The sequence below is a fragment of the Salinimonas sediminis genome (assembly GCF_003429285.1).
Lineage (GTDB): Bacteria > Pseudomonadota > Gammaproteobacteria > Enterobacterales > Alteromonadaceae > Alteromonas > Alteromonas indica.
On record NZ_CP031769.1, the window covers coordinates 3,385,327 to 3,398,417 of the forward strand.

At 48.8% G+C, this 13,091-nt stretch carries 12 protein-coding genes; 10 read left to right on the top strand and 2 right to left on the bottom strand.

Going from position 1 to position 13,091, the window contains the following annotated elements; genetic code table 11:
- Nucleotides 1–775 precede the first annotated feature (775 nt).
- From D0Y50_RS14915 to D0Y50_RS14945, 7 genes are all read left to right on the top strand, one after another.
- Nucleotides 776–1,117 carry an FKBP-type peptidyl-prolyl cis-trans isomerase gene (locus tag D0Y50_RS14915; RefSeq protein WP_108567501.1) on the top strand — a complete coding sequence of 114 codons (342 nt, stop codon included), beginning with the start codon at nucleotides 776–778 and terminating at the stop codon, nucleotides 1,115–1,117.
- Between the two features lie 518 nt (nucleotides 1,118–1,635).
- A complete protein-coding gene (locus tag D0Y50_RS14920) occupies nucleotides 1,636–2,556 on the top strand; it encodes a hypothetical protein (RefSeq protein WP_117317686.1) in 921 nt (306 codons plus the stop codon).
- Nucleotides 2,557–2,741: 185 nt separating this feature from the next.
- Nucleotides 2,742–3,617, top strand: coding sequence for an SDR family oxidoreductase (locus tag D0Y50_RS14925; RefSeq protein ID WP_108567499.1), 876 nt, complete (start codon nucleotides 2,742–2,744; stop codon nucleotides 3,615–3,617).
- 29 nt (nucleotides 3,618–3,646) lie between these two features.
- Nucleotides 3,647–4,321, top strand: a complete 675-nt coding sequence (locus D0Y50_RS14930; protein WP_117317688.1) for an SDR family oxidoreductase — start codon at nucleotides 3,647–3,649, stop codon at nucleotides 4,319–4,321.
- Between the two features lie 424 nt (nucleotides 4,322–4,745).
- Nucleotides 4,746–6,464: a bifunctional isocitrate dehydrogenase kinase/phosphatase gene (gene aceK, locus D0Y50_RS14935; RefSeq protein WP_408640701.1), complete on the top strand. Its 1,719-nt coding sequence runs from the start codon at nucleotides 4,746–4,748 to the stop codon at nucleotides 6,462–6,464.
- Between the two features lie 135 nt (nucleotides 6,465–6,599).
- Entirely contained in the window at nucleotides 6,600–7,274 is a 675-nt protein-coding gene (locus D0Y50_RS14940) for a response regulator transcription factor (RefSeq protein ID WP_117317690.1), read from the top strand.
- Nucleotides 7,271–8,662 (top strand): sensor histidine kinase, encoded by a 1,392-nt coding sequence (locus D0Y50_RS14945; RefSeq protein ID WP_117317692.1) that lies wholly within the window; start codon nucleotides 7,271–7,273, stop codon nucleotides 8,660–8,662. Before D0Y50_RS14940 ends, D0Y50_RS14945 begins: the two co-directional genes overlap by 4 nt.
- Before the next feature lie 386 nt (nucleotides 8,663–9,048).
- Here D0Y50_RS14945 and D0Y50_RS14950 read toward each other — a convergent pair whose 3' ends face one another.
- Both D0Y50_RS14950 and D0Y50_RS14955 read right to left on the bottom strand, forming a co-directional pair.
- Complete coding sequence (locus D0Y50_RS14950; RefSeq protein WP_117317694.1) at nucleotides 9,049–9,588, bottom strand: DUF3833 family protein; 540 nt, start codon at nucleotides 9,586–9,588, stop codon at nucleotides 9,049–9,051.
- Nucleotides 9,585–10,103 (bottom strand): chalcone isomerase family protein, encoded by a 519-nt coding sequence (locus tag D0Y50_RS14955; RefSeq protein ID WP_108567493.1) that lies wholly within the window; start codon nucleotides 10,101–10,103, stop codon nucleotides 9,585–9,587. The genes D0Y50_RS14950 and D0Y50_RS14955 overlap by 4 nt, the downstream gene beginning before the upstream one ends.
- Nucleotides 10,104–10,196: 93 nt before the next feature.
- On the opposite strand from D0Y50_RS14955, the gene D0Y50_RS14960 reads away from it, so the two are divergent.
- The 3 genes from D0Y50_RS14960 to D0Y50_RS14970 all read left to right on the top strand — a co-directional run bounded on the left by D0Y50_RS14960 (nucleotide 10,197) and on the right by D0Y50_RS14970 (nucleotide 13,089).
- Nucleotides 10,197–11,126: a 1-aminocyclopropane-1-carboxylate deaminase/D-cysteine desulfhydrase gene (locus D0Y50_RS14960; protein WP_117317697.1), complete on the top strand. Its 930-nt coding sequence runs from the start codon at nucleotides 10,197–10,199 to the stop codon at nucleotides 11,124–11,126.
- Nucleotides 11,127–11,256: 130 nt separating this feature from the next.
- Nucleotides 11,257–11,658 carry a hypothetical protein gene (locus D0Y50_RS14965; RefSeq protein ID WP_108567491.1) on the top strand — a complete coding sequence of 134 codons (402 nt, stop codon included), beginning with the start codon at nucleotides 11,257–11,259 and terminating at the stop codon, nucleotides 11,656–11,658.
- A 228-nt stretch (nucleotides 11,659–11,886) separates the two neighbouring features.
- Nucleotides 11,887–13,089, top strand: coding sequence for a saccharopine dehydrogenase family protein (locus D0Y50_RS14970; protein ID WP_108567490.1), 1,203 nt, complete (start codon nucleotides 11,887–11,889; stop codon nucleotides 13,087–13,089).
- Nucleotides 13,090–13,091: the final 2 nt, after the last annotated feature.

A 13,091-nucleotide genomic window follows, 5' to 3' on the forward strand; every position in this document is an offset into this window, starting at 1 on the left:
TTGTGCGCCCAAACGGGCTTACGATGCCCCACAACATTCGGTCACACAAGGCGTCAAACTTAAGTAGCCAGGTACTGCTGCCTGGTTTTTACTAAGGTATGGTGGGGCAACTATTCTAAAGCTGCTGCAGTTTTTTCTGAATCGGTATACTCGGGGAATGTTTAGCTCGCAACCGCAACATTAATATAAAGAGTATTGTTTAATAGATGCCATGTTGTAGCGAAGTCAGCTGGCATAAACCAGATTGCGAGCGACCCTGGCCTTGCCATTACACACCGTACTTTTATGTGGGTTAAGCATCCTGTGAGCTGGCTTTTTTGCGCTGAAGCGTTGCTGGCCCAGATAGCCCGATAAAGAACCCGCAACCGAAACCTAAGCACAGGTGCAAAACCACTACGGTTTGCTTACACGTAAACTGTAGGAGGGGGAAATAACTCTAACATATTTAGCCAGTCCAACCAGATCATGGCTTTAGCCAAATAGGATCTTTAGCCAAATGAGGCTAGCACCTTGGTTATTGCTTTGCTCCTTCCGTCAATGAACCATGAAGGCTGGCCTTTTTGCCCCATCAGCTATCGCTGTCGTAGTGCCAGAAAGCCCCCACTACCTAAGCCTGTCTGTGAGCCGTTGGTAAACGCCCGTACCGGCACCGAGTCCTGGCTGGCTAGCGGTAATTCGGGTTACACTTAATCTTTTTCACTTTTGGCTTCCATGCTCTGTGTTATTCAACACAACATGGGGTGCTGCCGATAAGCTTTTTCACAGGATAAGCCCTATGAGTACAACAGTAAAAATTGAAGATATAACCATTGGTACCGGTAAAGCTGCCGAAAAAAGTGCGTTAATTACCGCGCACTATCGCGGCTTTTTAGAAGATGGTAGTGAGTTTGATTCATCGTATGCTAAAGGCCAGCCATTTCAAACGGTGCTATCAAAGAATAAAGTGATACAAGGCTGGTTTATTGGCCTGCAGGGAATGAAAACCGGGGGGAAACGAAAACTATGGGTGCCCGCTGAACTGGCTTATGGCGACCGGCAGATTGGCGAGATGATCCCAGCGAACAGTAACCTGCTATTTGAAATAGAGCTACTTGAAGTTCTCACTCGCGACGACTAAACCTACGCCACCCAGCTAACGATATGCTCGACGCGTTATGATATACCCTATGGGCGGCACTGGGCGCCGACTACTGGGCTGATTGAAAACCTATTACCATATAGCCGCTAAATTAGTTTCGGTGTTTTCGCGCGTCGCCAACCAAGCCTTTCTTTCTTCCGCCCGAAATGCCTTAACATATAGGCTGCCTATGCTTACACACCCGTTGAGCTTTGTTTCGGCCAGTCATCGGGATGAATTTATTTTGTATTGCCGCCAGTGCTGTCATCTTACACATTTGGTATAAGCCAGGCTAAGTAGCAGACCGTTACATTGTACTTTTTTAACGACTATTCCAAAGTGAGCTCTACGCTATTTTACCGGCGCCACCAAAACCTATGTTGGTCATAATCTAACGTACACGTGCGGTGCGTTCACGCCGATCAGCGTCGCGGCCATGAGCAAAGCATAAGTTGTCTCCAGGATAGGCCCGTTATGGTTTATACTGCTGTTTTGCGATAAACAATCCAGGGTGTCTTATGTGCGGTTTGTGTATTGAGCCGGTCAGCTTCAAGGCATGGCAGCAAGGGCAATTCGACATTACACGGCTTGAAAATGAGCCAATGTTTGACACATTGCTTCATGCTCATGCCATGACCGAATTAACCACAACTGCCGATGGCGGGCTGGCCTATGTAGCACGTCATGCCCCCGATGCAGCTTTAGCCCCCTGGCTGCTGTTGCAAGCACAGCAACATTTCCCGCTTAGCGCATTCCAGCACCAATGGTTGAACAAGTCATTCCCGCGCCAACTCGCAGAAGAACAGGCGAGCGCCTTGTATCAAGCCCTATCGGCAGACTTTCCCCTTGTTCACGCCTGGCTAACCCATCATCCGGCCACTATACTCTGTGATCATTCTACGCCCAGCAACGCATTGCTGGATGAATGTGAGGCATTTATCTCTACCCTATGTGGTGGGTTTTGGTATGAGTACAGCCCTCCCCACCCCGATAATTATTTTCCGGCCATGCAACTTACCAACGCTCACCAATATTCGGCGGGCGAGGCCTTTGAGCAGCTACCATTATCTCTGTTTGTGGTCACCGACTTGCTGCTAACGCACCGCCCTACCTGCGCTGTGTTTCAATTTGTGGCGACCATGGAATTTGCAGCCAGTTTCGAGTCGTATGTGTTAGCCTGGCGGCGTCGAGTGGCTTATCATTTGCTATGTTCCCTGGACATAACCCACTCTTCTACCTTGCTTAGTGCTATGGACATGTCTGTGCTTTACTATTTAGCATTGCGGTTTTCCTCCACTGAGGCCAATCAGTATGAACGCCAGGCAACCCTTTATACTGCTATAGTCAATGCAATAAAACACGCTGGTGAAAATGATAGCCTGGATAAAAACGCCGTCCTTGCCAGCCTAAGCTTACCTCCCGTGCAGGACAAGCGCTGACTGCCTGATTAAGCCCGTTACATCCCTCTGTTTGCGGTGAGTGCTTTTCACCTCCCGGCTTCCCCCTGTCCTAACCGGCCAAACGTTCTTATCAGCAATTTTTTGTCCTCTCTCTGCCATCTCTGGCAAAGCTGGAATAGCCCATGCATTTTGCTAAGCACATGGTAACTAAGAGGACTCATCACATGGCTGATAATAACTACCCAACCCCGCCGTTTTCACCCCAACAAACCGGTGAGCTACCAGGACAGGAACACAGCATGGACCCGCGCCCGGTCTTTGCTGGTGAGCATTACAAAGCGGCCGGTAAACTTGAAAATAAAGTTGCGCTGATAACCGGTGGCGATTCCGGAATAGGCCGCTCGGTGGCTGTACTCTTTGCTCGCGAAGGCGCAAAAATTACAATTACCTACTTACCCGAAGAAGAGCAGGATGCCCGCGAGACGGTTGAATATATCGAACAATTAGGCGGCCAGGCACAAATGCTATCGTGCGATGTAACCCGCGCGGAAAGTTGTGAAAATGTTGTGCAGGAAACCCTTAATAAGTTTGGTCAACTGGATATTCTGGTTAACAACGCTGCCTTTCAGAACCACGTCAGCGACATTGAGTCACTAACCTTTGAGCAGTGGGATAAAACGTTTCAAACCAACATTTATGGTTATTTCAGAATGGTTAAAGCCAGCCTGAGCCATTTAAAAGAGGGGGCGACAATAATTAATACCGGTTCGATTACCGGCCTTGAAGGCTCATCAGGTTTATTGGATTACTCGTCAACAAAAGGCGCGATTCATGCGTTTACCAAAACGCTCGCCCAAGACATGGTAGAGCGTGGCATTCGGGTTAATTGCGTAGCCCCAGGGCCGGTGTGGACGCCTTTAAATCCGGCAGAACGCAGCCGCGAAAGTACCAAACAGTTCGGTAGTAAAACGCCTTATGGCCGCCCTGCCCAGCCAGAGGAAATCGCCCCAACGTATGTTTATCTGGCCTCAAATGCGGATTCTGGCTATCTCACCGGCCAGGTGATCACTCTATTAGGCGGTGACACCCGCGCAGGCTAATTTTTAACATAATTATAAGGTAACCTATAATGAGCAAAACTGTACTGATCACCGGTGCCTCCAGCGGCATCGGCAAAGCCACCGCTCAAGCGCTGGTAAAAGCCGGGCATAAAGTAGCCCTGACCGCCCGCAGCGACGATAAACTTACAAAGTTAGTAGACGAGCTGGGTAGCGATAATGCTGTGGCATTCGTGGCAGATGCCACCAGCTATACTGAACAGCAACAAGTGGTTAAACAAACACTGGAACACTATGGCCACATTGATGCGGTATTTGCCAATGCCGGCAAGGGAGTATCGCAAGCGGGTACGGAAAACGGCGACCCACAAGAGTGGGACCAGTTAATTGACATTAATATCAAAGCACTTTTATGGACTGCACAGCTTACCCTGCCCCATTTACGCAGCTCCGAGGGGCATTTTATTCTGACCAGCTCTGCGGCAGGTCGTCGTCCTATTGAAGGGTCTATTTACGGGGCATCAAAATGGTTTGCCTACGGTTTTGGCCAGAATCTGGCCGAAGAAATGAAACAGTGGGGTGGCCGCTGCACCACCATATGTCCTGGTGTGGTAAATACTCCTTTCTTTGAAGAAGACAAAGCTGACAAACTGCAGCCGCAGGATGTTGCCGATGCCGTGGTTTTTGCGATTGACGCGAATCAGCGCAATAGCGTACGCGAAATTTATTTAATGCCCACCCATTAGGCGAAGAAGCAGTGCAGGCACTCTCCTGCACTGCCCTTTCTCGCACCCGCTCTCGCCTGCATTATGCTGTGGTTACTATGGCCTTATTGCGCTGGCATACCGCATAGGTACTCTCAAGTCCTCACATACTTCGCCCTTGCTTTACCCTTAGCGCCAGGCGGCTTTATCGCCCCCAGACAACCCGCGCTTACGCTATAGGCTTGTTTGCTATGCGCAGGGTAAATGATTACGTCGCCATTGGATGCTGGCCTGCGATAGCCCGTTACACTAGGCAACAGCATGGCAGCGCGCTACAGTGAAGTATAAAGCGGATAACCAGACAATTGCGCTGGGTGTATTAAATCACGATGGAAAGCCTGAATGGGCGGGATTATACATCTAAAGGCTATCTGCTATCGCCCTACTATTACTGGTATAAGAAGGAATCAACGTGAGCGAACAAGACCTGGCCGGGCGTATTGCCTATCGGATTATTCAGCATTTTGATCAGAGCTTTCGCTGGTTTTCCCGGATTACCCGCGGCGCGCAGGAGCGTTTTGAAAAAGGCCAGTGGCAACAAACCCAAAGCGCGGTAAAAGAGCGCATTACTATTTACGAAACCAGCCTGGCCGATGCCGTAGCGGATATTTACCACGATGTGGCTGTGCAGCAACAAAATGATGCATTCTGGCAAGCTATGAAAGCGGCCTATGCCCGCTTGTTAGAAGGTCATCCCCAGTTTGAGCTGGCCGAAACATTTTATAACTCGGTTATCGGGCGGATATTCCGCCACCGCAAGATTGACGACACCCTGATGTTTGTACTTCCCAGCCGTTGCTTTTTACCGGGTCAGGATCGGCACAAGGTCATTAACAGCTTTGACCCGGCGACCACGGTAAAACAAATGTACGAGGCGCTCTTCAAGGTATACCGGTTTAATGTGCCATTTGAAAATTTTACGCGGGATTTAGCTAACCTGGAAACCGCCCTGCGCAAGCGGCTTTCTACCCAGCAGTTAGCCAATGTTACTGCGGTGGAGATGTTAAAGCCCGTTTTCTACCGTTCAAAGGCGGCCTATGTGGTGGGCCGTATTTGTATGCCCGATGAAACCTTGCCCTTTGTTATTGCACTGCAAACCAATCAGCAGCAGGCAATATTTGTCGATGCCTTGCTGACCGACAGGAAGGACTTAAGCGTAATTTTTGGTTTTGCCCGCGCTTATTTTATGGCCGATACCCTTCACCCTGCCGAGGTCACCGCTTTCTTACAAGAGTTACTTCCAAATAAAAAGCATTTTGAACTGTATATGGCGCTAGGTCACTTCAAACACGGTAAAACGGTTTTCTACCGTAATTTTCTGCGCCATTTAGAACGATCTGACGATACTTTTGAAGCCGCGCCGGGAATTCGCGGTTTAGTTATGATGGTATTTCATCTGCCGTCGTACGGCGTAGTATTCAAAATCATCAAAGATGAATTTGCTGAAAGCAAAAAAATTACCCGCCAACACGTGAAAGATTGCTATCGACTGGTGAAAATGTCCGACCGGGTAGGACGAATGGCAGATACCCACGAATACGTTAACTTCAGATTTCCACTTGATAGAATGTCGCCGCAACTGGTGGAAGAGCTTCAGCAAACCTGCGCCTCCAGTATCGAACTTACTGAGAATGAACTGGTCATCAAACACTTGTATATTGAGCGGAAAATGACACCGCTCAATCTGTATCTGGAGCAGGAAACCGATCCGGATAAAATACACAAGGCGATTGATGAACTCGGCTTGTGTATTAAACAAATTGCTCTGGCGAATATTTTTCCTGGTGACATGCTACATAAGAACTTTGGCGTGACCCGCCAGGGCCGGGTTATTTTTTATGATTATGATGAGATATGCCTGATGAAAGACAGGCACTTTCGCGCCCTGCCAAAATCAGACGACCCCTACGCTATCGACACTCTGTCAGTGGCCCCAAATGATGTTTTCCCCGAGCAGTTTGAACATTTTATTGTAGGCAAAAAACATCTGAAGGCATTGCTTAAATCGTTACACGGCGATTTGATGACACCCACCTACTGGCGCGAAGTACAATTGATTGCCCAGCGCGGAGAAGTACAGAACTTCACCCCTTACAACGCTAAAATGCGCTTTAGCCGAGAGTAGCTATAGCACCCAATAAGCCAGGCCCTGCCCCCTGTAATTAGTGTGCATAAAGTGATCGGTTTACACGCTTTAACATGTAGTACATATGACGAAGTACCCAAACGGAATGTTGGCCCACGGGAAGATTTACTAATCATGAAAGCGTTGATAATAGAAGATGACAAAACGGTAGCTGAACACGTTCACAATAGCCTCACAGGAGCCGGCCATGAATGCACTATGGTAACCGATGGCGCAACCGGCTTAGACACTGCGCGGTCCGGGCAATTTGATATTATAGTACTGGATATTATGCTTCCCGGGGCCGACGGTATAGCCGTTTTGAAAACCTTGCGTGAAGAAGAAAACCAAACACCGGTATTGTTACTCAGCGCCAAAAGCCAGGTAGAAGACAAGGTGCAGGGGTTGCGCTCGGGCGCTAATGACTATCTGACCAAGCCCTTTGCTGTAGAAGAGCTGCTCGCCAGAATAGAAGGACTAGCCGGCCGGGTACAGGATACCACTACCGCCCTCAAAGTAGGCGACCTGACCTTAGATCTACTGAACCGTAAGGTCACCCGTGGTGATACTGAAATTGAATTGCAGGCCAAGGAATTTCAGTTACTTGAATGCCTGATGCGTAACCGCGGTAAGGTTGTTACCCGCAGCATGTTACTTGAACATGTATGGAATTATCACTTTGACCCGCAAACCAATGTAATAGACGTACATATTAGCCGCTTACGGCAAAAAGTAGATAAAACGTTTAATGTACCGTTAATTGAAACCGTTCGGGGAACAGGGTACCGCATAGCGGAAAATCTGGCGTGATCGCCATACGCACATTTACCCGAAGCTCCAGTTTTCGGGTAGGTGCGCTACTGACATTGCTTTCCAGTGCTGCCATGGCATTTGTTGTTTATGTGTGGTCGCTATCGAATGAAGAAACCTTGCTACGTGAAGCGCGCGCAGCTGTCGATGCCCAGGTTTGGGGTTATCAGGCCTGGTATCAGAACAATGGCCGTCAAGGTCTGATAGACGCAATCAATAAAAACCCTTTCTCGGCCACAGCCACTCTGGTTAGCCTGCAAAGTGCCAATGGCGAGTTTTTGGCGGGTAATCTTAGCTCACTTGATGGTATTGCCGTACCGCAGAATACCGACTTTTTTCAGCTGGTTTTTAGTGCAGAAATGTTGGCTGGGGCTACCCAGGATACCGCGCCGAGAGCCGTATTATTTAAAGATGTCACCTTTAGTGATGGCAGCCGTTTATTCATTGCCCGAGACATCGAAGACTTATACACCGCACAATGGATAGGCCAGTCTTTTAGCTGGGTATTTGTGGCAATATTAGGTTGTATCTCGGGGTTGAGCTTCGGGGTGGCGATCTATGTGGTAAACCGGATTAACCGTATGTCGCAAACAGCGGACTCGATAATGCAGACGGGAAATCTAAAGGAGCGTCTGGATATCGATAGCAATTGGGATGACCTGAGTAAATTAGCCGTGGTACTTAACCGTATGCTGGATAAAATAGAGCACTCGGTAGAAAATATTAAATCTGTAACCGATAATATCGCCCACGACTTGCGCACCCCGCTAAGCCGGCTTCGTTCACGGCTTGACCGACTTCCAGATGGCGATATAAAGGGCCAGGCGCAAGCTGAGGCAGACAACCTGCTCGGTATGTTCAGCGGTTTATTACGTATTGCGGATATAGAAAGTAAACGCCAGCGTCAGGGATTTACCGATGTGAATCTGGCCGATGTGGTAACCGATGTAGTAGACCTGTACGAACCCTATCTGGAAGAGCACTCCATGCAACTGGTTACCCACATTACGCCGGTACACTTACACGGCGACCCCAATTTACTGTTTCAAATGGTAGCTAACCTGCTGGACAATACGGTGAAGTATGCTGGTGATGGGGCCAGGGTAGAAGTGCACCTTGGGGTAATGTCGCAAGGCTTTTACGTCAGTATCAATGATAGCGGTGTAGGGCTCGAGGATAAGCATTACGCCCAGCTTGCCCGGCGCTTTTATCGTGCCCAACAAAGCCGCACGACGGCAGGAAATGGCTTAGGTTTATCAATGGTAAAAGCAGTGGCTGACTTACATGATGCCAGCATTTATTATACGCCCGATCCGTTACTCACCGGCAGTGGTTTTGGGGTGACGGTATCCTTTGCATCACCCGCGCTACCTTTGCCCAGCGGGTAATTACTGATTCACTACTAGTCGCTAAATGAAAAGTGAATTACCAGGGGCGACGCGACTTGCTCAGTTACCTCTCACACACGTTAATCTTCAGCTCGGGAATCTCCAGTAAGTTAATCGTACGCAAGCTAACGCGGCGCCTTACATTGCCCACAGCTTCGTTCCCCTAGCTGCACGTAGATCTGGTCGCAACTAGCAAAGACTCCTGTGGCACCTGCCTAGCCAAATTAGCCGGGCCAGTACGTTCTAAAACGATAATGAACCGGCAGTAACCAATGCCTACACGCGCGCTAGTCGCGCGTTCCGCCGTAACCTGTTATTGCTATGACGCTTGGCAAAGTGGGCATATTGCCGGATATGCGACATAGAGCCAACACACCCGTGATGGCTTATTGTTTTTGCATAAAGATGGTGACTTCAGCCACCACAATACCGAACTTCTTAATATAAGAACGGTTCATCAGGGTTGTATCATCAAAGGCAAAGAACCAATCATCAAAACTTACATGGTACGTGGTGTCATCTACCGGTAAATCCATCTCGTAGGTGAAGTTAAATGCATTGCCATAGCTGATACCTTGCGCAGGCCCATCAATATCACCGGCTCGCCCCACATAGTTGTTAGCGCCCTGAGGCGTGATTTTCCAGGTTCGCTGCAGTGGGCCTTCGCCTACCCCGTAATTAAAGGTTTCACGCATCACCAGCGTACCGTCTTCCATCGCGCCATTTATATCCACCTTAAACCGCTGCACTACATCACCGCCCCGGTTTTGCGCTATCCCCCACGCTTTTACTTCTCCGGTGAAAAATGTTTCAAGATCTAGCGCCGGCTGAACCTGTTGGTATGTTTTGCCCTCCGGCCCGCTGGCGCACCCGCCTATTAATAACGCTCCCATCAATGCACTGGCCATAATCACTTTTGTTTTCATTGCTCTACCCCACTAAGAAGCTTTTGACGAAATTCCGGTTCTGACGTGTTTTCGCTCAACCAAATAGCAAAAAACCACCGCGTAAACTCGCTATCATCTACAGTGCCAATTAAATTACCATTATGGTAGAACCGGGTAGTTTGCGCCGAAACTGCAATACCCAGCAGTTCGTCGTCTTCATGCACATCTGGAAATATTTGCGTCATTTTCTGGCGCCATATTGCTAACTTCTCTGCATCGTCAAAACCTTGCTTCTTAATTTCGTCGATGCTGCGTTGCGCTATTTTCTCGCCTTTTAAATCCCGTAAATAAGTTAAATTCAATGCATAGGGCGGTTGGTTCTTCCACTGACCTTGAGGGCTGTATAAAGTGGCGTCGTACACGTCCCACAGATAATAGGTGAAACGAGCCTCCCCGATCTGCGCAGGCGCATTCAATGCATCGGCGACGGGGTCAGGTACCGCCGCAACATTATAAAAACTGACTAAACTGCATAACAGCAGGCTCCAGCGCATAACCTTTCCTTATTTTCGGTTTTCTTTGAATACCTTGGTAACTGGCCTTATGATCATGGATTACAAATTTGTAAACCTGGCGGTTTATCCGGTATGCCAAACCAACCTCTTCGTTCTTCTGTGTTTTCCTTCGGCGAGACTTGTTTGCCCAGCCCATTACAGCGTTTTCAGCCTGACTGGGTCGGCGCAGAGCAGGTAGAGCTATGGATTAAACGTGATGATTTAATCCACCCTATTGTGTCGGGTAATAAATGGCGCAAACTGTCCGCTGTACTGGGCAGTTATGCAGACCGGATGGGCGCTTTGCCCGCCCATATTATCAGTTTTGGTGGTGGGTTCTCTAACCATCTCCATGCCTTGGGCTTTCTTTGTCATACTGCCGATATTCGGTTTACGGCGATAGTACGGGGGCATTATCAGCATAACCCCACCCCGATGTTGCGCGACCTGATGCAATGGGGCACCGACTTATCGTATGTTAATAAGACCGACTACCGGCAACGCAGCGAAGCACCATATCTGGCGGCGCTGCAACAGCGTTACCCTGAGGCCCTGGTGATACCGGAAGGCGGCAGTGCCCAAGAAGCCCTCACGGGAATGAGCCAATTGGTTGAGGAAATTCGCGGGGGTCTGGCGACGTTTGATCATATTGCCTGCCCGGTGGCTAGCGGCGCCACGCTAGCCGGTATTGCGGCTGCATTGCAAGGCCGCGAACAGGCGTTAGGTATTGCAGTGCTCAAAGGCCAGAAATATCTGGAAACCCTGGTAGAAAACCTGAGCCCGCACGCACCCGCAAATTGGCATATAGATCACGCCCACTGCGGTCAAGGCTATGCAAAAACCAGCCCCGAGCTAACTCAATTTTGTAGCGACCTGCAGTGCCAGTATGCCCTTGCCGTAGAGCCGGTCTACTCGGGTAAGTTATTTATGGGTATCAGAAAAAAACTGGCAGCAGGCGATTTTACTCCTGGCAGTCGAATTGTTTTGGTGCATACCGGTGGTTTACAAGGGGCCAGAAGGTGATCTTAGCCGGCGTTTTTTTCGTTCAAAAGGGACGGCAGGCAAGGTGTTGTATACATCATGCGTTACCTATCAACTTATAACAGTTTTACCGTGCCACCGTCTGCCGGTGTGGGCACAGGAGGTTTTTCCCGTGATAAATGGTCCGACACAACTATCTCAGCCATTGCAGCTTTTGGTTACCCGTGCATTATCTTTGTGCGAGTTGATGCTTCCCCATTGTCAGGCAATTTATCCATTTGCAGCAATTTATGAAGACGGCAAAATTGGCTGTTTGTTTACTGATGAACAGCTTAAATATCAAAACGAAAGCTATCTGATTGAGCAGTTACAATGGCGAATTATCGACACCACCACTGATTCTCACAGTTATAGTGTGCTGGTATATGCCGCCACCGTGCAAACCGAGTATCACGAAAAGCTTGATGCAATTGCAATCAATGCGTCCAGCCCGGATGGCGAAGAAGTCATGTTGCTTTATCCCTACTTTCGGGTGGGTAAAAAAATTGTCGTATCTCCGCCATTGGCTAATTAGCCGTAACGCCCCCCCTGTCAAGCGAGGGGGGCTAAACGTTTGTGAGCCGGGATGGTTTCACACACCAGGTTTGTATAGGGTAAACTACGGCTAAGAGTGGCATACTCTGCCCTTACGGCAGGGCCCGCTGTCAATAAAAATTCATCGCCGCAGACATCAACTTTGCTTGCCAATTTAATGATGTCTGCTAGGATTCAGCGCAAATTTCAACACCTTGGGAACTGACTTATGTCTCGAGTATTAATCATTGGCGCCGGCGGCGTCGCAGCAGTAACCGTTAAAAAATGTGCCCGCTTACCGGAGCAATTTGACGAAATTTTCCTGGCCAGTCGTACTGTTTCCAAATGCGAAGCCCTGCAAAAAGAAGTTGGTGAAGATCGCGTTAAGGCGGTATTCGCTGTGGATGCGGATAATGCCAGCGAAGTTGAAAAGCTGATTAACGAGGTTAAACCCGATCTGGTAATTAACCTTGCCTTACCGTATCAGGACCTGCCTATTATGGATGCCTGTCTGGCTACCGGTACGGATTACCTGGATACCGCTAACTACGAACCGAAAGATGAAGCAAAGTTCGAATACAGCTGGCAGTGGGCGTATCAGGATAAGTTCAAAGACGCCGGCATTATGGCGCTATTGGGCTCTGGTTTTGATCCCGGTGTGACCAATGTATTCACTGCCTATGCAGCTAAGCACTACTTTGATGAAATTCACTATCTGGACATTGTTGATTGTAACGGCGGCGACCACGGTCAGGCCTTTGCGACTAATTTCAACCCGGAAATTAATATCCGCGAAATTACCCAACGTGGAAAGTTCTTTGAAGAAGGTGAATGGAAAGAAACCGATCCTTTGAGCGTGCGCGAAGATCTTGATTATCAGAATATTGGCGTCAGACCGTCTTATCTGATGTATCACGAAGAGCTTGAGTCCATCGTAAAACACTTCCCTACCCTTAAGCGGGCCCGCTTCTGGATGACCTTTGGTGATGCCTATCTTAACCATCTGCGGGTACTGGAAGGTATCGGCATGACCAGTATTGCGCCAATTGACTACCAAGGCCAAAAAATTGTTCCGCTGGAGTTTTTAAAAGCGGTATTGCCCAACCCCGGCTCGTTGGCTGAAGGCTATACCGGAATGACTTGTATTGGTACCTATATCACGGGTATGAAAGACGGTCAGGAAAAAACCATCTTTATTTACAACAATTGCGACCATGCCAAAACAAACGAAGAAGTAGGTGCCCAGGCGGTATCTTACACTACGGGTGTACCGGCAATGATTGGTGCAATGTTGATGCTTAATAAGGTTTGGAAAGAACCGGGCGTTTGGAACATGGAACAGTTTGATCCAGACCCGTTTATGGATGAGCTGAACAAACATGGTTTACCGTGGCACGTGCTGGAGTGTGACAGCAGCCCTTTTACCCGCTAAGG

Coding starts and splice junctions, on each gene's coding strand:
- D0Y50_RS14915 (WP_108567501.1), top strand. CDS start 776: ATGAGTACAACAGTAAAAATTGAAGATATAACCATTGGTACCGGTAAA.
- D0Y50_RS14920 (WP_117317686.1), top strand. CDS start 1,636: ATGTGCGGTTTGTGTATTGAGCCGGTCAGCTTCAAGGCATGGCAGCAA.
- D0Y50_RS14925 (WP_108567499.1), top strand. CDS start 2,742: ATGGCTGATAATAACTACCCAACCCCGCCGTTTTCACCCCAACAAACC.
- D0Y50_RS14930 (WP_117317688.1), top strand. CDS start 3,647: ATGAGCAAAACTGTACTGATCACCGGTGCCTCCAGCGGCATCGGCAAA.
- D0Y50_RS14940 (WP_117317690.1), top strand. CDS start 6,600: ATGAAAGCGTTGATAATAGAAGATGACAAAACGGTAGCTGAACACGTT.
- D0Y50_RS14950 (WP_117317694.1), bottom strand. CDS start 9,588: ATGAAAACAAAAGTGATTATGGCCAGTGCATTGATGGGAGCGTTATTA.
- D0Y50_RS14955 (WP_108567493.1), bottom strand. CDS start 10,103: ATGCGCTGGAGCCTGCTGTTATGCAGTTTAGTCAGTTTTTATAATGTT.
- D0Y50_RS14960 (WP_117317697.1), top strand. CDS start 10,197: ATGCCAAACCAACCTCTTCGTTCTTCTGTGTTTTCCTTCGGCGAGACT.
- D0Y50_RS14970 (WP_108567490.1), top strand. CDS start 11,887: ATGTCTCGAGTATTAATCATTGGCGCCGGCGGCGTCGCAGCAGTAACC.